General features: G+C 74.1%; 17 protein-coding genes and 1 pseudogene. 4 read left to right on the forward strand and 14 right to left on the reverse strand.

Features of this window, described 5'->3' with window-relative positions:
• The 4 genes and pseudogenes from ACFVTF_RS29510 to ACFVTF_RS29525 all read right to left on the reverse strand — a co-directional run.
• Positions 1-481 (reverse strand): annotated as a pseudogene (locus tag ACFVTF_RS29510) (hypothetical protein); the annotation flags it as partial.
• Positions 482-493: 12 nt separating this feature from the next.
• Positions 494-1,126, reverse strand: coding sequence for a nicotinate-nucleotide adenylyltransferase (nadD, locus tag ACFVTF_RS29515; protein WP_371516916.1), 633 nt, complete (start codon positions 1,124-1,126; stop codon positions 494-496).
• A gap of 124 nt (positions 1,127-1,250) precedes the next feature.
• A complete protein-coding gene (locus ACFVTF_RS29520; RefSeq protein WP_167745857.1) occupies positions 1,251-1,406 on the reverse strand; it encodes a hypothetical protein in 156 nt (51 codons plus the stop codon).
• Between the two features lie 152 nt (positions 1,407-1,558).
• Complete coding sequence (locus tag ACFVTF_RS29525; RefSeq protein ID WP_159398425.1) at positions 1,559-1,705, reverse strand: hypothetical protein; 147 nt, start codon at positions 1,703-1,705, stop codon at positions 1,559-1,561.
• 248 nt (positions 1,706-1,953) lie between these two features.
• Here ACFVTF_RS29525 and ACFVTF_RS29530 point away from each other — a divergent pair, with 248 nt between their 5' ends.
• Positions 1,954-3,048, forward strand: coding sequence for a M48 family metallopeptidase (locus ACFVTF_RS29530; protein ID WP_387817431.1), 1,095 nt, complete (start codon positions 1,954-1,956; stop codon positions 3,046-3,048).
• A 42-nt stretch (positions 3,049-3,090) separates the two neighbouring features.
• On the opposite strand, the gene ACFVTF_RS29535 is transcribed toward ACFVTF_RS29530, so the two are convergent.
• Positions 3,091-4,503, reverse strand: a complete 1,413-nt coding sequence (locus ACFVTF_RS29535) for a DUF2079 domain-containing protein (protein ID WP_387817432.1) — start codon at positions 4,501-4,503, stop codon at positions 3,091-3,093.
• A 129-nt stretch (positions 4,504-4,632) separates the two neighbouring features.
• Between ACFVTF_RS29535 and ACFVTF_RS29540 the strand changes: the two genes are divergently transcribed.
• The 3 genes from ACFVTF_RS29540 (at position 4,633) to ACFVTF_RS29550 (ending at position 7,833) form a co-directional block, all read left to right on the forward strand.
• Positions 4,633-5,310, forward strand: a complete 678-nt coding sequence (locus ACFVTF_RS29540; protein WP_387817433.1) for a response regulator transcription factor — start codon at positions 4,633-4,635, stop codon at positions 5,308-5,310.
• Positions 5,300-6,886 carry a sensor histidine kinase gene (locus ACFVTF_RS29545; protein WP_387817434.1) on the forward strand — a complete coding sequence of 529 codons (1,587 nt, stop codon included), beginning with the start codon at positions 5,300-5,302 and terminating at the stop codon, positions 6,884-6,886. Before ACFVTF_RS29540 ends, ACFVTF_RS29545 begins: the two co-directional genes overlap by 11 nt.
• 62 nt (positions 6,887-6,948) lie before the next feature.
• Positions 6,949-7,833 carry an IS982 family transposase gene (locus tag ACFVTF_RS29550; RefSeq protein WP_331744010.1) on the forward strand — a complete coding sequence of 295 codons (885 nt, stop codon included), beginning with the start codon at positions 6,949-6,951 and terminating at the stop codon, positions 7,831-7,833.
• A 19-nt stretch (positions 7,834-7,852) separates the two neighbouring features.
• Here ACFVTF_RS29550 and ACFVTF_RS29555 read toward each other — a convergent pair whose 3' ends face one another.
• The 9 genes from ACFVTF_RS29555 to ACFVTF_RS29595 all read right to left on the reverse strand — a co-directional run bounded on the left by ACFVTF_RS29555 (position 7,853) and on the right by ACFVTF_RS29595 (position 19,329).
• Positions 7,853-8,911: a hypothetical protein gene (locus tag ACFVTF_RS29555; protein ID WP_371516921.1), complete on the reverse strand. Its 1,059-nt coding sequence runs from the start codon at positions 8,909-8,911 to the stop codon at positions 7,853-7,855.
• 116 nt (positions 8,912-9,027) lie between these two features.
• The gene (locus tag ACFVTF_RS29560) at positions 9,028-9,606 is read right to left on the reverse strand and encodes a hypothetical protein (protein WP_350878246.1); all 579 of its coding nucleotides are present in this window, start codon (positions 9,604-9,606) and stop codon (positions 9,028-9,030) included.
• Positions 9,607-9,729: 123 nt separating this feature from the next.
• On the reverse strand, positions 9,730-11,052 hold the full coding sequence (locus ACFVTF_RS29565) for a glutamate-5-semialdehyde dehydrogenase (protein ID WP_387817435.1): 1,323 nt from the start codon (positions 11,050-11,052) through the stop codon (positions 9,730-9,732).
• Positions 11,053-11,188: 136 nt separating this feature from the next.
• Complete coding sequence (locus tag ACFVTF_RS29570) at positions 11,189-11,713, reverse strand: hypothetical protein (protein ID WP_371516924.1); 525 nt, start codon at positions 11,711-11,713, stop codon at positions 11,189-11,191.
• Positions 11,714-11,881: 168 nt separating this feature from the next.
• Positions 11,882-13,018 (reverse strand): glutamate 5-kinase, encoded by a 1,137-nt coding sequence (gene proB, locus ACFVTF_RS29575; RefSeq protein WP_387817436.1) that lies wholly within the window; start codon positions 13,016-13,018, stop codon positions 11,882-11,884.
• 297 nt (positions 13,019-13,315) lie between these two features.
• On the reverse strand, positions 13,316-14,794 hold the full coding sequence (gene obgE, locus ACFVTF_RS29580) for a GTPase ObgE (protein ID WP_371516926.1): 1,479 nt from the start codon (positions 14,792-14,794) through the stop codon (positions 13,316-13,318).
• Positions 14,795-14,894: 100 nt separating this feature from the next.
• On the reverse strand, positions 14,895-15,152 hold the full coding sequence (gene rpmA / locus ACFVTF_RS29585; protein WP_360211510.1) for a 50S ribosomal protein L27: 258 nt from the start codon (positions 15,150-15,152) through the stop codon (positions 14,895-14,897).
• 14 nt (positions 15,153-15,166) lie between these two features.
• Entirely contained in the window at positions 15,167-15,484 is a 318-nt protein-coding gene (rplU, locus tag ACFVTF_RS29590) for a 50S ribosomal protein L21 (RefSeq protein WP_350878251.1), read from the reverse strand.
• A gap of 233 nt (positions 15,485-15,717) precedes the next feature.
• On the reverse strand, positions 15,718-19,329 hold the full coding sequence (locus tag ACFVTF_RS29595) for a ribonuclease E/G (RefSeq protein ID WP_387817437.1): 3,612 nt from the start codon (positions 19,327-19,329) through the stop codon (positions 15,718-15,720).
• Positions 19,330-19,349: the final 20 nt, after the last annotated feature.

A 19,349-nucleotide genomic window follows, 5' to 3' on the forward strand; every position in this document is an offset into this window, starting at 1 on the left:
GCACGCGCGGGCGCGCCGGCGCAGCGGCGGCGGGGGCGACGGGCGCGGGCGCGACGGCGGCCTCGGGCTCGACCGCCGCCGGCGCACCCTCCGCCGGCGCGGCCGGGTAGGCCTGCTGCTGGTAGCCGCCCCCGGCCTCCGGCCCGGGCGACCCCCATCCGCCGTACGCCGGGTCCTGGTAGCCGTAGCCCCCCTGCTGCTGGTACGCCTGCACGGGCTGCCCGTACTGGTCGTACTGCTGGTCGTACTGCTGCTGTTGGGGCTGCTGGTACGCCTGGTACGGCTGCTGCTCCTGGTAGCCGCCGTACGGGTCCGCCGTGTACACCGGCTGCCCGTACTGGTCGTACTGCTGCTGGTCGTACTGCTGCTGCGGAGGCTGTTCGGACTGCTGCCGGTAGCCCTGGTACTGCTGGTACTGCCCGGTCGACCAGTCCTCCGGCTGCTGCTGGTGCCGCTGGCCTCCGCCGCTTCGCTCGGTCACGCCCGCTCCTGGTCAGGTCCGGTGCGGCGCGTAGAGCGCCCGCTTGTCGATGTAGCGGACCACGCCGTCCGGGACGAGGTACCAGACCGGTTCGCCCTTGGCGACCCGGTTGCGGCAGTCCGTGGAGGAGATGGCCAGCGCGGGGACCTCCACCAGGGAGACCCCGCCCACCGGGAGTCCGGCGTCCGACAGGGTGTGTCCCGGGCGGGTGCACCCGATGAAGTGCGCGAGCGAGAAGAGCTCGTCGGAGTCGCGCCAGGAGAGGATCTGGGCGAGCGCGTCGGCGCCGGTGATGAAGAAGAGGTCGGCGTCCGGGTGCTGGGCGTGCAGGTCGCGCAGGGTGTCGACGGTGTACGTCGGGCCCTCGCGGTCGATGTCGATCCGGCTGACCGAGAACTGCGGGTTCTCGGCGGTGGCGATGACCGTCATCAGGTAGCGGTCCTCGGCCGGGGTGACGTGGCGGTCGCTCTTCTGCCACGGCTGCCCGGTCGGCACGAAGATCACCTCGTCCAGGTGGAACGCGCTCGCCACCTCGCTGGCGGCGACCAGGTGGCCGTGGTGGATCGGGTCGAAGGTGCCGCCCATCACCCCGAGGCGCTTCTTCACCGGTTCCGGTCCGCCGGGATTCCCGGCCTGCTCTCCCATGCCGCCACACCTTACGCGACGCCCGTTACGGTGCGGGAACGCCCGGGTGGGGGTTGTCCGAAGACGCGTGAGGGAGCGGCCGGCCGGTACGCCGGACGCTCCCCGAGCGGCCCCGGGAGGCGGCTCAGCGGTCCCGGTTGAAGCGGGTGGTCACGAAGAGCAGGAGCGCCAGGATGAACAGTGCGGCGCCACCCGTGAGGTACGGGTTCAGGCTCTCGTGGTTGCCCCCCTCGCTCTCGGCGAGCAGGTTCAGGACGGGGAGTGCGGCGGCAGTGTTCATGGTCGGCGGGACCTTCTCGGCTCGGGTGGACGGACCAGGGGTTCTTCCGGGCCGGTGAAGGCCCACCTGTCATCGTACGGGGGCTTACCCGGCAACCGCTCGGCGGCCCACCGCCGCTGACCGGGCGTGAGCCCGAACCGGGGCGGCGGTGCTCAGTTGCCGCGGAAGGCCCGCGCCATGATCCAGACCAGCAGGCCGACGCCGACGAACGACGCCACCACGATGATCCGCAGGAACAGGCCCGGGCCGGCCTCGTTGGAGATGGGTGCGGCCAGGCTGACAAGCGCGTCGGTGGACATCTGCGGGGCTCCTCGAACTGCTCGGTACCGGGGCCGGGTCCGGTCTCGGTTCTCCAGGGCATTCAGGGTAGACCGGCCTCACACCGGCGGCGCCCACCGGCCCCTGCGGCGTGGCCCGGCCCCCGCGTACGCTGCCCGTGGGGACGAGTACGCAACCGCGGACGTTGCAAGGACAGTCGTTGCAGGCGTAGACCAGCGGGGGCCGGCCGCCGGGCCGGGGCCGCCGTCGACCAGGAGGTACTCAGACCATGACCGACCCGACCGCGAAGACCCCGAGCCGGCGCCGCCAGCGCTTCCCCGACATCTCCACCCGCGCCTGGGAGCACCCCGCGGACCGTTCCGCCCTGGTCGCCCTGCGCAAGCTCACCGGTTTCGACGACGTCCTGAGGAAGCTCGCCGGGCTGGTGTCCGAGCGCTCGATCCGGCTGATGTTCCTGGCCACCGCCGTGAAGACCTCCGAGCGCCAGTTCCCCGAGCTGTACGACATGGTGCGCGACGCCGCCTACGTGCTCGACCTGGAGCAGGTCCCGGACCTGTACGTCACCCAGGACCCGACGGTCAACGCGTACTGCATCGGCGTCGACACCCCGATCATCGTGATCACCAGCGGCCTGATCGAGCTGCTCGACGAGGAGGAGCTGCGCTCGGTCATCGGCCACGAGGTCGGCCACGCGATGTCCGGCCACGCGGTCTACCGGACGATGCTGATGATCCTCACCAACATCGCCACCCGGGTCGCCTGGGTGCCGCTCGGCAACCTGGCGATCATGGCGATCGTCACCGCGCTCAAGGAGTGGTTCCGCAAGGCGGAGCTGTCCAGCGACCGGGCCGGCCTGCTCGCCGGGCAGGACGTCCAGGCGTCCATGCGCGCCCTGATGAAACTGGCCGGCGGGCACAACCTGGCCGAACTGAACGTCGACGCCTTCCTGGAGCAGGCCGAGGAGTACGACAAGGCCGGCGACCTGCGCGACGGCGTGCTCAAGCTGCTCCAGCTGCTGCCGCAGAGCCACCCGTTCGCGGTGGTACGGGTCGCCCAGCTGAAGAAGTGGGCGGAGAGCGACGAGTACCGCTCGATCCTGGCCGGCGCCTACCCGCGCCGCACGGACGACCCGGACACCTCGGTCGGCGAGCAGTGGAAGGCCGCCGCCGACCACTACACGACCTCGGTGAAGGAGAGCAAGGACCCGCTGATGGGCCTGATCCGCGACGTGGCCGGCGGCGCCGCGACCGTCGGCGGCAAGCTCCGCGACACCTTCGCCGACACGTTCACCGGCGGCTCCCGCGGCGGTTCCGCCCCCCGCGAGGACGGCCGCACCGACCGGGGCGAGCGCACCGACGGCTGACCCCCCGCACCCGCGCCGACGGCCGGTGCGCCCCGCCCGGGGTCACCGGCCGTCGGCCTGCCCCGGCTGCCAGTGGTACACCGCCACCCCGGCCCCGTCCGCCACCCGCCGGTACCCGCCGCCGTCGACCAGGCCGGCCAGGAACCGCCGCTGCTCCGCCACCGGCACCGGGAAGACGTCCGGCTCCTCCAGCACCGCCACCCACTCCGCCACCGGCCGCCCCCAGCCGCCCGGCCCGCCCGCTCCGCCCGCCCCGCCCGGCGGCGTCAGGTACGGGAACAGCGACACCGTGCAGCGCCCGGTCAGCTGCGGCGCCAGACGGTTGGCGGCGGCCACCCGCGCGCCGTCCGGGACGACCGCCAGCACCCGGCGCACCTGCGCCGCCCGCCCGTCGCCCCGCCGGGCGTCCCCCGACAGCACGCCCGCCACCGGGCCGGTCGCGGTCAGCGCCACCGTGACGGCGAGCATCCCCGCCGCCACCGGCAGCCCCCGGCCCAGCCGGGGCAGCCGGGGCAGCAGCAGGCCCACCCCGTGCAGCCCCGCCGTGAACAGCAGCGGCACCAGCACCGCGTCGTAGTGCTGCCCGGTGCGCCAGAACACCGGGTTGTCCACCCAGAACCGGGCCGCCAGCAGCACGCCCGCCAGCAGCACCAGCGGCGAGCGCAGCGCCAGCAGCAGCGTCGGAGCCAGCAGCAGCAGGACGGTCAGCGCCTTGACCGCCGGGAACAGCAGCCGGGCCAGCGGGTTCCCGCCGTCGAACTCCCCCATGTGCGCGTACGTGTACTCGCCGCCCGGGTTGAGCGCCGGGATCACCACCAGGGTGACCAGCAGCCCGGCCGCCACCGCCGCCAGCACGGTGGCCGCCCCCAGCCGGCGCCGTCCGCGCCACCACACGTAGCCGCCGACCGCCGCGACCAGCAGCGCCTGGTCCTCCTTGACCAGCAGCAGCGGCAGCGCCCAGGCCACCGCCGGGCCGTACCGCTCCCGGGCCAGCGCCACCACCGCGGCCGCCGCGAGCGGCACCGCGAAGGCCACCTCGTGGAAGTCGAACGCCACCGCGCTCTGCAACCCCGCCGACAGCCCGTACGCGACCCCGGCGACCGCCCCGCCCGCCGTCCCCAGCACCCGCACCGCGTACGCCGTCACCGGCACCGCGGACAGCGCCACCAGCACCGCCTGCGCCACCAGCAGCGTGCCCGCCCCCGGCCAGAGCCGGTAGAACGGCGCCAGCACCGCCAGCACCGGGCTGAAGTGGTCGCCCAGGAGGTTGAAGCCCGTGCCCTTCAGCGCGACCACCGGCGCTTCGAGCCGGGCGTAGGCGCGCACCGCCTCCTCGAAGATGCCCAGGTCGAAACCCGCACTCTCCAACCGGCCGTACCTGGTGAGCGAGACGGCGGCGTACAGCGGGGCGAGCAGGGCGGCCACCGACCACGGCAGCACACGTCGGAAATCCATGGACCGGACGCTAGGAATTCCCCACTGAAGGGAAACTGAGGAAAGCTGAGGAAAACTTCAGCTCGGATATCCCGGGCAAGCCGGTCAAGGCCGTTGCGGGAAAACGCAATTCCCCCAAGGATGTCCGTCATGCGGCTACTGATCATCGAGGACGAGGAGCGGCTCGCGCAGTCCCTGAGGCAGGGGCTGGCAGCCGAGGGATACGCGGTCGACCTGGCCCACGACGGCGCCCACGGGCTCGAACTCGCCCTCACCGAGCCCTATTCGGCGATCGTGCTCGATCTGATGCTGCCCGGCCTCAACGGCTTCAAGGTCTGCCGCGAACTGCGCGCCGCCGGGAATTCCGTACCGATTCTGATGCTCACCGCGAAGACCGGCGAGTACGACGAGGCCGAGTCGCTGGACTGCGGCGCGGACGACTTCCTCAGCAAGCCGTTCTCCTACGTCGTCCTCACCGCCCGGCTGCGCGCCCTGCTGCGCCGCGGCGCCGCCGCCCGCCCCCCGGTGCTCGCGGTCGGCGCGCTGCGGATCGACCCCGCGGCCCGCCGCTGCACCGCCGCCGACCGACAGGTCCGGCTCACCACCAAGGAGTTCGCCGTGCTGGAATGCCTGGCCCACCGACCCGGCGAAGTGGTCCCCAAGGGCGGCATCCTGGACACCGTCTGGGACTCCGCCTTCCGGGGCGACGTGAACATCGTCGAGGTCTACGTCGCCGCCCTGCGGCGGAAACTGGACGTGCCCGGCATCGGCTGCCGGATCGAGACGGTGCGCGGCGCCGGATACCGGCTGGTGCCCGATGCGCACTGACCGCCTCCGCCCGCTGCTGCGCCCCTGGCACCGCTCCTCGCTCCGCATCCGCGCCGCCCTCGGCGCGGCCGTCGCCTCGGTGCTGGCCTTCTCGGTGGCCGCCCTCTGGGTCGGCGGCGCGGTCCACGACCAGTGGACGGCCGTCACCGAGAAGCAGGCCGAGCGCAGCATCCAGCTCGTCACCCACGACATACCCGGCGGTTCACAGACCTGGGTCGAGTCCTTGCAGGAGTCCTTCGTCCTGGTCCTGGCGGACGGACAGCTGGCGTTCCCCGTCCGCCCCTGGGACGCCGGCCGCGTCTGGAACGACGCCCGCACGGACGTCTCCTGGGTCCAGGCCAGCACCCTGCTGAAGGAGTACGCCGGCCTGCCGGTCGAGCCCTTCGCCAAGATGCCGCCCTACCCCCAGAACGCCACCCCGGGCCGCACCGACCGGATCCGGATCCACCTGCCCGTCCACACCCGGCTGTGGCACGCGCCGCAGGACGGCCCCGACCTCACCGACCGGGACGTCACCCTGTTCAAGCGGGTCACCGACCAGGCGTCCTCGGAGGCGCTGGAGAAGTACACCGGCATCGCGGGCCTGCCGGCGCAGCGCGTCACCGTCTACCTGCTGGTCAACCCCACCGCCGCCGACCAGGCCGAGGACCGGACCACCGGCATCCTGCTGCGCTACGTGCTGCCCGGCGCCACCCTGTTCACCGCCCTGATCGCCTGGCTGGTCACCGGCCTGGCGCTGCGCCCGGTGGAGTCGATCCGCCGGGGCATGGCCCGGATCGGCGCCGGCGCCTTCCACGAGCGCGTCCCGGTGCCGCCCTCGCGGGACGCCATCGCCCGGCTGGCCGAGACCACCAACACCACGCTCGGCCGCCTGGAACACGCGATCGACGAGCAGCGCCGACTGGTCTCGGACGCCTCGCACGAGCTGCGCAGCCCGCTGGCCGCGCTGCGCAACTCGCTGGAGGTCCCGCTGGCCCACCCGGCGGGCGTGGAGTGGCCGCAGGTGGTCCGCGACGCGCTCACCGACACCGAGCGGCTGCAACTGCTCACCGACGACCTGCTGCTGCTCGCCGCCGTCGAGGAGCCCGCCGGGCCGCTCGGCGGCGAGCCGGTGGACCTCGCCGACCTGGTCGGCGAGCAGGTCGCCGAACGCGCCCACCCGTCCGCCGGCGGGCCGGCCTTCCTGGCCGTCTCCCTGGAGCCCGCGCCCGTCCCGGGCAGCGAGCTGCGGCTGGGCCGACTGGTGCGCAACCTGCTCGACAACGCCGCCCGGCACGCCCGCACCGCCGTCGCGGTCTCGGTGACCGTCGAGGACGGGCACGCCGTGCTGACCGTCACGGACGACGGCCCGGGCATCCCGCCGCAGGACCGGGAGCGGGTCTTCGACCGGTTCGTCCGGCTGGACGACGCCCGTTCCCGCGACGCCGGCGGCGCCGGGCTGGGCCTCGCCCTGGTCCGCTCGATCGCCCGCGGCGTCGGCGGCACCGCCGCCTTCACCGACCCGCCCCCGCCCGGCCCGGGCGCCCGCGCGGTGGTCCGCCTACCGCTCGCCGCCGGCGCCCCGGACAGGGGCTAGATGAATGAGTCCGATTGTTGGGCTGGCCGCGACCATGACGAAGGGTGCCCGTTGGTTGGTTTGTGAAGACGAACCTGGACACCCTTCTGACGGCACTGTACGTGTTCATCGACGATCACATGGCCCCTCGTCACCGGATCGGGCGACCTCCGAGGCTCTCGGATGCGGAACTGCTGTGCCTGGCCGTGGCGCAGGTACTGCTCGGCTTCCCGTCGGCGAGGCACTGGCACCGCTTCGCGAGTGGCCGGCTGCGGCACCTGTTCCCGTACCTGCCGGGGCAGTCCGGCTACAACAAGCGTCTGAACGCGGCCGGCCCGCTCATCCCGCAGGTCGTCGGCGCACTGGCCCGGCAGGTGCCGACCTGGCACGACGACCTGCGGCTGATCGACTCCACGCCGCTGCCCTGCGCGGCCTCCCGTGAGACGGTCAAGCGCTCGGCCCTGGCCGGCACCGCCGGGTACGGCTACTGCGCCAGTCACTCCCGCTTCTTCTGGGGTCTGCGGCTCTACCTGTTGACCACGGCCGAGGGCATGCCGGTCAGCTGGTGCCTGGCCAACCCGAAACTCGGCGAGCGCGAGGTCATGGAGGCCATGCTCGGCCGTGACCGACACCTCGTGCGCCGGGGCCAGGTGATCCTCGGCGACAAAGGCTTCGCCGGAGCCGCGTTCGAGGCCTTCGTCACCGACGAGCTCGGCGCGCACCTGGTCCGGCCCGACCGCAAGGGCGAGCCTGCCCGATTCGGCAGGCTCGCCCGCGTCCGCCAGTGGATCGAGGCGGTCATCGACACCCTCAAGGGCCAGCTCAGTCTCGAACAGCACGGCGCACGAACCGAGGCCGGCGTCTTCGCCCGCACCGGTCAACGCCTGCTCGCCCTCGCCGCCGCGATCTGGCACAACTGGAACACCGGCGCCGCGCTCAAGCGCTCACTCATCGCCTATGACCACTGAGGACATCGGACTCATTCATCTAGGGCGCCAGCACCCCGCACACCTGCCAGGCCGGCTGCGCGTGGTTGCCCGGATCGATCGGCGCCGGCGGCGGGACCTGGGTGCCCTGCGGGGTGGCCAGCACCGGCTGGAGGAAGCCGGCCATCGAGGTGGTGCAGGGCTCCGGCCCGGCCTGGATCACCGAGTCCACCAGCCGCAGCTGGGCCGAGGCCAGGTCGACCCGGTCGAACTGGAAGGTCAGCTGCCGCCGGACGGTCTCCAGGGTGACCGGCGCACCGGCCGCGGATCCGGCCGGCTTCAGCGCGTAGACGAAGGTGTGGTCGGTGGTGATCTGCAGCGTGCCGCCGTCGGCCTCGTCGATCCGCATCGCGCCGGTCACCTTCACGGTGTCGGCGGCCAGCGCGACCTGCGCCGGGTCGAAGCGCACCAGCCAGCCGGTCAGCGCGTGGTGCCGGTCGTCGACCGGCTGGGTCACGCTGGCGTCGAACTGGGCCTGCTCCCCGGGGGTGACGAAGGACCGCACGTCGGCGGTCGCGCCCTGGACGAGGGTGGCCGGGGCCAGCGAGGAGGCCACCAGGTAGCGCTGGACGGTGTCGAGCGCCTTGGTCACCTCGACCCGGCTGAAGTGCTCGGTGGCGGCCCCGGTCGGGGTGCCCAGTCCGATCGCCCCGTCGCTGTAGCCGACCGGCAGCGCGGCGAACGGGTTGGCCGGGTCGGCGACCGGCCGGACCACCGAGGCCGGGCTCAACGCGACCAGGCTGACGGTCAGTTGGCTGCCCTCGGGCCGGGCCGAGATCCGGTTCGGCGAGCTGACCCCGAAGTACACCGCGGCCCCGAAGGCCAGCAGCACGAGCAGCAGCAGCGCGAGCGCCTGCCGCGGCACGCTGCCCAGCGGGCCGAACCGCACCCGCGGGCGGGTGGCCCGGCCGAAGGACCCGGCCAGCCGCTCCCGGGCGGACAGCTCCTGGATCCGGGCAGCCCGCACGAAGGACTCGTCGAAGACGACGGACCGGTACTCGTCCTCATTGCCGGAACCACCGTCGGGCGCACCCTCAGGAGGCTCTCGCGGGTCACCCATGACACCAGGGTAAGGCGCGCCCTCGCCCCTCCACGAGGGTGCGCCCGCAGATTCCCGGGAACGCCCCGCAGCCGCCCGCCCCGGCGCGCACCACCCCCGCGCCACGCCCTACGACGTCACCCCGCAGGTGCCGTGACCACGAGCGACGGCTCGGCCGGCGCGGGCCGCGGATCGGTCCCGGGGCTGCTGCTGCCGGACTCCGGGCGCCGGGGCGCGCCGGAGGAGCCGCCCACGCCCTGGTAGATCGCCGCGACCGCGACGGCCACCAGGCTCACGCCCATGATCACGGCGAGCACCCAGGCCACCGGCCGGTGCCAGCGCTGCTGGGCCACGTACCGCCCGCGCCCGCGCGCCGGGTCGTAGCCGCGTCGGCGGCGGCCCGGGCGGCCGGTCGCCCGGCCGGGGCCCGACCAGGGATCGGGGTACAGGTGGTCGTCGTCGAGTCCGCTCGGGTGCGGGCGCAGCTCCAGCGGCAGCCCGTCCCCGGCGGTGACGTCATAGCCCCAGACCGGTCCCGCGGTGTCCGGCTCGAACCGGGCCTCGGCGGCGGCGAGCTGCCGCTCCTTGGCCGTCGGCTCGTGCACGGCGGCGGACCGGACGAAGGCCTCATCGAAGACCACGGTGGCGAACTCGTCGTCCGCACCACCGTGATCGGCGCCGTCGGGGTACGGCGAGCCCCCCACATCGTCAGCCACGGCTTCAGCGTATTACCGGGCGGCCGATTTGTCTGTGGCTCATCGCAGTTGGTCCGTCACACGTGTGACGCGGGCCGCCGCGGACCGTCCCGGGGCCCGGCCGGCCCGCCGCGCGGGCCGCGCTCAGCGCGCGTCCGCGTCCCCGCCCACGGTCTGCGTCGCCTCGCCGCGCACGTGCCCGTCACCAGTGACGATGTACTTGGTGCTGGTCAGCTCGGGCAGGCCCATCGGGCCGCGGGCGTGCAGCTTCTGGGTCGAGATGCCGATCTCCGCGCCGAAGCCGAACTCGGCGCCGTCGGTGAAGCGGGTGGAGGCGTTGACGGCCACCGTGGTCGAGTCGACCAGTTGGGTGAAGCGCCGGGCGGCGGCCTGCGAGGTGGTGACGATCGCCTCGGTGTGGCCGGAGGACCAGCGGCGGATGTGCTCGACGGCGGCGTCCAGCGAGGGCACCACGGCCGCGGCCAGATCGTAGGACAGGTACTCGGCGCCCCAGTCCTCGTCGGTGGCGGGCACCACGGTGGCGGCGCCGCCCTCGGCGGCCTTGAGCACCGCGTCGTCGCCGTGCACGGTCACCCCGGCCTCGGCGAGGGCGGCCAGCGCGAGCGGCAGGAAGGCGTCCGCGACGTCCTGGTGGACGAGCAGCGTCTCGGCCGCGTTGCAGACGCTGACCCGCTGCGCCTTGGAGTTCAGCAGGATGCCGACGGCCATCGCCAGGTCGGTCTGCGCGTCCACGTACACGTGGCAGTTGCCGGTGCCGGTCTCGATCACGGGCACGGTCGAGCCCTCGACCACCGTGCGGATCAGCGAGGCCCCGCCGCGCGGGATCAGCACGTCGACCAGGCCGCGGGCGCGCATCAGCTCCTGGACGGAGTCCCGGCTCTCGCCCGGGACGAGCTGGACGGCGTCGGCGGGCAGCCCGGCCGCGGCGACCGCGTCCCGCAGGACGGCGACCAGCGCGGTGTTGGAGCGGTAGGCGGAGGCCGAGCCGCGCAGCAGCACGGCGTTGCCGGACTTGAGGCAGAGCGCGGCGGCGTCCACCGTGACGTTCGGCCGGGCCTCGTAGATGATGCCGACCACGCCGAGCGGCACCCGCACCTGGCGCACGTCCAGGCCGTTGGGCAGGGTGTAGCCGCGCAGCACCTCGCCGACCGGGTCGGGCAGGCCGACGACGTCGCGCACGTCGGAGGCGATCGCGGCGATCCGCTCGTGGTCGAGGCTCAGCCGGTCGATCACCGACTCGGCGGTGCCGGCCGCGCGGGCCCGGGCCACGTCCTCGGCGTTGGCGGCGGTGATCTCGGCGCTGCGGGCCACCAGGGCGTCCGCGATCGCCAGCAGCGCGGCGTCCTTCGCCCTGCGCGGCAGCGGGGCGAGCGCGGCGGCGGCCTCCCGGGCTCGGCGCGCTACGGCGAGGACGGGACTGTCGGCGGTGGCGAGGTCGCTGGTCATGCGCCAAGGGTAACGACTGCGCGGGGCCCGCCGAGCGGCCATTTCGCCCGGTGAGACGGCCCAGCGGGACGGTCCTCCCCTGCGGCCCACCCGTCTTCGGGCCTCGTCCCGGGGCCGCGCCCGGGGTGCGCCCCCCTCAGTACGGGTGCACCCCGCCCAGGTGCGGCGGCGGATCGCCGAAGCCCTCCGCCACCCGCTTGTGGTACGTCGCCCGGTCGACCACCTCCAGGCCGACGATCTCCCACGGCGGCAGGTTCGCGGTGACCTTGTGCTCGCCCCACAGCCGCAGCGCTATCGCCGCCGCGTCGTGCAGGTCCCGGGCCTGCTCCCAGTACCGGATCTCGGCGTGGTCGGCGGCGTAGCGGGCGGTGAGGAAGAACGAGTGGTCGTGCGCCAGCCGCTCCAGCGAGGTCCGCAGCGAGGACAGCGGGGTGACCTGCCCGGACACGCTCAGCACCACGTGCCAGAGCCGGGCCTGCTCGGGCACGGTGGGCGGCTCCCCCGGGTCCGCGTGCCGCGACCGCGGCCTGCGCATCCCGCCGGGCCCCTGCGGCGGCGGACCGGCCGGCTCGGCGGGTCCGTCCCCGCGTCCGCCGTCGATGCTGGTCAGCCGCCGGCCCGCCGTCCCTGCGGTCAGCGTCGCCTCGCTTCTGCGTTCCACCGGCGGCCTCCTGTTCGGCGATGTCGTGTCGTCCCCCGCACCGGACCCGCCGGCCCGCGGCCGACCGGTACGGCTGCACCGCTCCTCGCCCGCGGCCGGGCCACTCCCCGTGCGGAGCGGCCCGCCCACCGCGCTCTGCCGGTCGGCCGGTACCGGCACACCGGCCGGTCAGCCGCGCAGAACGACCAGGTCGTCGCGGTGGACGACCTCACGCTCGTACGCGGCGCCGAACTCCTGGGCCAGGTCGCGGGTGGACCGGCCGAGCAGGCGGGGCAACTCCCTCGCATCAAAGTTGACCAGTCCGCGAGCCACGATGTGGCCGTTTTCGGCAAGAAGGTCCACCGGATCACCCGCCGTGAACTCCCCGTCCACCTTGGTGACCCCGGCGGGCAGCAGCGAGGCGCCGCCGGAGACGACGGCCGTGACGGCGCCCGGGTCGAGGTGCAGGGCGCCGCGCGGGCTGCTCGCGTGGGCCAGCCAGAGCATCCGGTCGGAGGTGCGGCTGCCGGTGCGCAGGAACAGGGTGCCGGTGCGCCGTCCGGCCAGCGCGTCGGCGGCCTGGCTGGCGGCGGTGAGCACCACCGGGATGCCCGCGCCGGTGGCGATCCGGGCCGCCTCGACCTTGGTGACCATGCCGCCGGTGCCGACGCCGGCCTTGCCCGCGCTGCCGATCTCGACGCCGTCGAGGTCGTGCGGGCCGCCCACCTGGTCGATCCGGCTGGTGCCGGGCCGGGCCGGGTCGCCGTCGTAGAGGCCGTCCACGTCGGAGAGCAGCACCAGCAGGTCGGCCCGGACCAGGTGGGCGACCAACGCGGCCAGCCGGTCGTTGTCCCCGAACTTGATTTCGGCGGTGGCGACGGTGTCGTTCTCGTTGACGATCGGCATCGCGCCCATCGCCAGCAGCTGGTCGAGGGTGCGGTAGGCGTTGCGGTAGTGGGCGCGCCGGCTGGCGTCCTCGGCGGTGAGCAGCACCTGGCCGACCCGGATGCCGTACCGGGCGAAGGAGGCGGTGTAGCGGGCGACCAGCAGGCCCTGGCCGACGCTGGCGGCGGCCTGCTGGCGGGCCAGGTCCTTGGGCCGCTTGTCCAGGCCGAGCGGGGCCAGGCCGGCGGCGATGGCGCCGGAGGAGACGAGGACGACCTCGGGCGCGTCCGGGCGGCTGCGCACCTTGGCGAGCGCGTCGACCAGGGCGTCGACCCGGTCGGCGTCCAGGCCGCCGGCCGCCGTGGTGAGGGAGGAGGAGCCGACCTTGACGACGATCCGCCGGGCGGTCAGCACCTCCTCGCGCAGTGAGTCCTCGCTCATCTCGCTGTACGCCCTTCCGGTGTGGTGCGGGTGCGGCGGGCCGGGCCCGGCCGTCACCCCCGAAATCTACGCGATCCGCGCAGGTCGCCCGCAGGGGGTTTCACCGGCTGGACCCGCCCCGGCCACGGCGCCGCCACGGCCGGATCGCCGGTCCCGACCCCGGCCCGGACCCGGATCCGGCAGACCTGATGCTCCGTCAGTTCCGGCGGAGCCGGACACGCGAACGGCCCCCACCGCCCCGGAGGGTGGTGGGGGCCGTTCGCCCGGGCCGGTCGGGACGCGTCCCGACCGGCCGGGTCACTCCTCGTCGTCGCCCTCGTCGATGGCGGCCGGGCGGGTGCTGGAGAGCGCCTCGAAGGCGAGGAACTCGGCCTCGGCCGCGTCCCGGCCCTTCTGCTTCTCGCGGCGGCGGTCGACCGCCGGGCGCGGGCTCTCCAGGCGGTGGTCCTCACCGCGGCGGCCGAGCATCTCGGCGCCGGCGGCCATGGTCGGCTCCCAGTCGAAGACGACGGCGTTCTCGTCCGGGCCGATGATGACGGTGTCGCCCTCGTGCGCCCCGACCTTCCACAGCTTGTCCTCGACGCCGAGGCGGGCCAGCCGGTCGGCGAGGTAGCCGACGGCCTCGTCGTTGGAGAAGTCGGTCTGGCGGACCCAGCGCTCCGGCTTGGTGCCGCGGATGCGGTAGGCGCCGTCCTCCTCGGTGATGGTGAAGCCCTCGTCGTCAACGGCCTTGGGCCGCAGCACGATCCGGGTCGACTCCTCGACCGGCTTGGCGGCGCGCGCCTCGGCGACGATCTGCGCCAGCGCGAAGTTCAGCTCGCGCAGGCCCTTGCGGGAGGCGGCGGAGACCTCGAACACCTTGTAGCCGCGCTCCTCCAGGGACTCCCGGGTGAGGTCGGCGATGTCCTGGCCGTCCGGCACGTCGACCTTGTTGAGCGCGACCAGGCGCGGGCGCTCCTCCAGGCCGCCGTACTCGGACAGCTCGGCCTCGATGGTCTCCAGGTCGGTCAGCGGGTCGCGGCCGGGCTCCAGGGTGGCGCAGTCCAGCACGTGCACCAGCACCGAGCAGCGCTCGACGTGCCGCAGGAACTCCAGGCCCAGGCCGCGGCCCTGGCTGGCGCCGGGGATCAGGCCGGGCACGTCGGCGATGGTGTAGACGGTGTCGCCGGCGGTGACCACGCCGAGGTTGGGGATCAGGGTGGTGAACGGGTAGTCCGCGATCTTCGGCTTGGCCGCCGAGAGCACCGAGATCAGCGAGGACTTGCCGGCGCTCGGGTAGCCGACCAGGGCCACGTCGGCGACGGACTTGAGCTCCATCACGATGTCGCGGGCCTCGCCGGGCTCGCCGAGCAGCGCGAAGCCGGGCGCCTTGCGGCGGGCCGAGGACAGCGCGGCGTTGCCGAGGCCGCCGCGGCCGCCCTGGGCGGCGACGAAGCTGGTGCCGTGCCCGACCAGGTCGGCCAGCACCTCGCCGTTGCGGTCCAGCACCACGGTGCCGTCCGGCACCAGCAGGACGAGGTCGCCGCCGTCCGCGCCGGTGCGGTGGCCGCCCGCGCCGGGCTTGCCGTTGGTGGCCTTGCGCTTGGGCGAGTGGTGGTACTCGAGCAGGGTGGTGATCTGCGCGTCGACGGTGAGGATGACGCTGCCGCCCTCGCCGCCGTTGCCGCCGTCGGGGCCGCCGAGCGGCTTGAACTTCTCCCGGTGCACGGAGGCGCAGCCGTGGCCCCCGTTACCCGCGGCGACGTGAAGTTCGACGCGGTCCACGAAGGTGGTCATGGTGTGCCTCCAGTGTGCGAAAGTCTGCTGCTACCTGCGTAAAGCATGAAGGGTGGACCGGAACATTCCGGCCCACCCTTCACTGTGAGTCTGGTGTGACTCAGGCCTCGGAGGCCACGATGTTGACGACCTTGCGGCCGCGGCGGGTGCCGAACTGCACGGCACCGGCGGTCAGCGCGAACAGGGTGTCGTCGCCACCGCGACCGACGCCCGCACCCGGGTGGAAGTGGGTGCCGCGCTGGCGCACGAGGATCTCGCCGGCGGAGACGACCTGGCCGCCGAAGCGCTTCACGCCGAGGCGCTGGGCGTTCGAGTCACGGCCGTTGCGGGTAGAGCTTGCGCCCTTCTTGTGTGCCATATCTCGCTATCCCCTTACTTGCTGACCGAGTCGATGCTGGTGATGCGCACCGCGGTGTGCTTCTGACGGTGACCCTGGCGACGGCGGTAGCCGGTCTTGTTCTTGTAGCGCAGGATGACGATCTTGTCGCCCTTGGTCTGGTCGACGACCTCGGCGTGGGTCTTCACACCGGCCAGGACCCACGGGTCGGACGTGACGGCTTCGCCGTCGACGATCAGGATGGTCGAGAGCTCGACCGAGTCACCCGGCTTGGCCTCGATACGGTCGATCTCCAGCACGTCGCCGACGGCGACCTTGTGCTGGCGGCCGCCTGCGCGAACGATCGCGTACATGCGGTACCTGCTTTCCTTACTCGGTCGGAACTCCCGACGCCAGCCGCCTGGGTACGGACACAGGGGCCTCTCCCCGCCCGCTGCCGCGCGAACGCGGCGCTTCGGGAAGGTGATGTGCTCGGGAGCGTGTGGCGTAGACACGCCGAGGGTCAAGAATACGGACCGGCCGCCCGGGGGGCAAACCGGCCCGTACGGCCCGGGGCGGGAAGGGTCCCGCCCCGGGCGCGTGGGCACTACTCGGCCGCCGTATCACCTTCGGCGGCCGCCGCCTTCTTGGCCGCCGCGCTCGTCCGCTTGGTCGCGGTCTTGCGGGCGGTGGTCTTCTTGGCCGCCGTGGTCGTCTTCTTGGCGGCGGTCTTCTTCGCGGCGGTCTTGCGGGCGGCCCGCTTCTTGGGCGCCGGAGCCTCCTCCGCGGCCGGCTCCTCGGCCTCGGCGGCCGGGGCCTCCTCCGCCGGAGCCTCGACGACGGCTTCCGCGGTCTCGACGGCCGGGGCCTCCTCCGCGGGCGCCTCGACGACGGCCTCCACGGCCTCGACGGCCTCGGGCGTCACCACGGCCGGGGCGGCCGTGTTGGCGGCCTCCAGGGCCGCCTCCAGCGCCGCGTCGGCCCGCGCCTGGAGCACCACGATCTCGGCCTCGCCCGGCGCACCGGCCGGAGCCGTCGCCTTGCGGACCGCGCGGCGGCGGGTGCGGCCGGCCGGAGCCGCCGGGGCGGCGGGGATCTCGACCAGGTCCGGCTGGGCGGCCGGGGCCTCCTCGACGGCCTCCGCCTCGACGCCCGGGACCTCCAGGGCCAGCTGGCCCTCGATCTCCTCGCGCACCGGCTCGCCCTCGACGAGCACCTCGGCCACCGTGGCCTCGACGGCCTGCGGCTCCTCGGCGGCAGCCCCGCCCTTGCCCCGGCGACGGCGCTTGCTGCTGCCCGCGGCCGCCTCGGCCGACACGGCCGGGGTGTGGACGTGGGCGCTCGGCTGCTCCATGTGAACGATCACGCCGCGGCCGTTGCAGTGCACGCACGGCTCGGAGAAGGACTCCAGCAGGCCCTGGCCGACCCGCTTGCGGGTCATCTGGACCAGGCCCAGCGAGGTGACCTCGGCCACCTGGTGCTTGGTCCGGTCCCGGCCCAGGCACTCCAGCAGGCGGCGCAGCACCAGGTCCCGGTTGGACTCCAGCACCATGTCGATGAAGTCGATCACGATGATGCCGCCGAGGTCGCGCAGCCGCAGCTGGCGCACGATCTCCTCGGCCGCCTCGATGTTGTTGCGGGTGACCGTCTCCTCCAGGTTGCCGCCCTGGCCGACGAACTTCCCGGTGTTGACGTCGATGACGACCATCGCCTCGGTGCGGTCGATCACCAGCGAACCGCCGCTGGGCAGCCAGACCTTGCGGTCCAGCGCCTTCATCAGCTGCTCGTCGATCCGGTAGGTGGCGAACACGTCCACCTCGGAGGTCCACCGCTGGAGCCGCTCGGCGAGGTCCGGGGCCACGTTGGAGACGTAGTCGTGGATGGTGCTCCACGCCTCGTCGCCGGAGACGATGACCTTGGTGAAGTCCTCGTTGAAGATGTCGCGGACGACCCGGACGGTCATGTCCGGCTCGCCGTACAGCAGCGCGGGGGCGTTGCCGGTCGCGGCCTTCTTCTGGATGTCCTCCCACTGCTGCTGCAGTCGCTGGACATCGCGGGTCAGCTCCTCCTCGGAGGCGCCCTCGGCGGCGGTGCGCACGATGACGCCCGCGTCGTCCGGGACGATCTTCTTGAGGATCTGCTTCAGGCGGGCGCGCTCGTTCTCGGGGAGCTTGCGCGAGATGCCGGTCATCGAGCCCTCGGGCACGTAGACCAGGTAGCGGCCGGGCAGCGAGATCTGGCTGGTCAGGCGGGCGCCCTTGTGGCCGATCGGGTCCTTGGAGACCTGCACCAGCACGGACTGGCCGGACTTCAGCACCGACTCGATCCGGCGCGGGCCGCCGTGGCCCAGCGCACCGAAGTTGACCTCGCCGGCGTACAGCACGGCGTTGCGGCCCTTGCCGATGTCGACGAAGGCGGCCTCCATCGACGGCAGCACGTTCTGGACCTTGCCCAGGTAGACGTTGCCGACGTACGAGGTGGCCTGCTCCTTGTTGACGTAGTGCTCGACCAGCACGCCGTCCTCGAGGACGCCGATCTGGGTCCGCTGGCCGTTCTGGCGCACCACCATGACGCGCTCGACCGACTCGCGGCGGGCCAGGAACTCGGCCTCGGTGATGATCGGCACCCGGCGGCGGCCCAGCTCGCGGCCCTCGCGGCGGCGCTGCTTCTTCGCCTCCAGACGGGTCGAGCCCTTGATGGACTGCACCTCGTCCGGGTCGAAGGACGGCTCGGTGGAACGGCGGCGCGGCTCGCGCACCTTCACCACCGTGCGGACCCCGTCCTCGGTGGTCTCGGCGGTCTCGACGGCACCGGCCTCACCGCTGCGGCGGCGGCGACGGCGACGACGGCGGGACGAGGACAGGCCGGCGGCCAGGTCGTCGTCGTCCTCGACGTCCTCCTCGACGTCCGCGGCCGGCTCCTCGACGACGGACCGCCCGGTCTCGACGGCCTCGGCCTCGAACTCCTCGGCCTCGCCACGGCGACGACGGCGGCCGCCCCGACGGCGGCGGCGCGACGGACGGTCGTCCTCCCACTCGCCCTCGGTCTCCGGACCGGCGACGGGGGCCTCGACGACGGGCGCCTCGACCGGCACCTCGACGGCACGCTCGACCGGCTTCGCCTTCTCGGCGGCCTTCGCCCGCTCGATGACCTTGGCCTTCTCGGCCCGCTCGGCCCGCTCCGCCTTCTCGGCGGCCTTCCGCTCGGCGGCCTTCGAACGGCTCGGCGGCTGCACCCGCACCGAGGTGCGCACCCGGCGGCGGCGGCCGACGCCGCTGTACTCGAACTCGTCCTCCTCGCGCTGCGCGGCGGCGGCCGGAGCCTCCACCGGCGCCGGAGCGGCGGCGGCGGGCTGCTGCGGCGTCTGCGGCTGCGCGGCGGGGGCCGGGGCGGCGGCGGGCTCCTGGAACACCGGAGCCTGGAAGATCGCGGTGGACGGGCGGACCGCCCGGCGGCGCACCCGGTGGGTCGGCTCGGCGGCCGGAGCGGGCTGGACGGCCACGGGCTCCTCGACCGGCTCCTCCTCGACGGGCTCCTCCGCGGCGGCGGGCTCCTCGACGGGGGTCTCGACGACCGGCGCGGCCTCGACCACGCGGCGGCGACGGGGCCGGCGGGCCGGAGCGGCGGGGGCCTCCTCGGCAGCCGGCTCGGCGGCGGGGGCCTCGGCCACCGGGGCGGCGGCAGCGGGCTCCTCGGCCGGGGTCTCGGCGGCGGCCGGCGCACCGGCGGGCGCCTCGGCGCGCTTGCGGGTGCGGCGGGCCCGGACCGGCTTCTCGGCCACCGGCTCGGCGGCCGGCTCAGCGGCCGACTCGGCCACCGGCTCAGCGGCCTTCTCGACCGGCTTCGCGGTCGCCTTCGCACTCGCCTTCGTCTTCGCGACGGCGGGCGCCTCGGCGGCGGCCGGCTCGGTGACCACGACCGGGGTCGTCTCCGGCGTCCCGGCCGGAGCCTCGGCGCGCTTGCGGGTCCGGCGGGCCCGGACCGGCTTCTCGGCCACCGGCTCGGCGGCCGGTGCGGCCTGCGCCTCGGCGGCGGGCGCCTCGGCCGGGACGACCGTCTCGGCCGTCTCGGCGGCCGCGCCCTGCGGGGTGCCCGCCGGGCGGGACACCGCACGGCGACGGCGGCGCGGCGGCGCCGCGGAGGTGCCTTCGCCGCCGGTCGCGGCGGTCTCGTTCTGTTCCGTCGCCGCGTTCTGCTGCGGATCGGTGTTATCGAGCATGCGGGTGGATCTCCCGTCAG

Origin of the sequence: Kitasatospora sp. NPDC057940 (assembly GCF_042887425.1) — a bacterium.
Lineage (GTDB): Bacteria > Actinomycetota > Actinomycetes > Streptomycetales > Streptomycetaceae > Kitasatospora.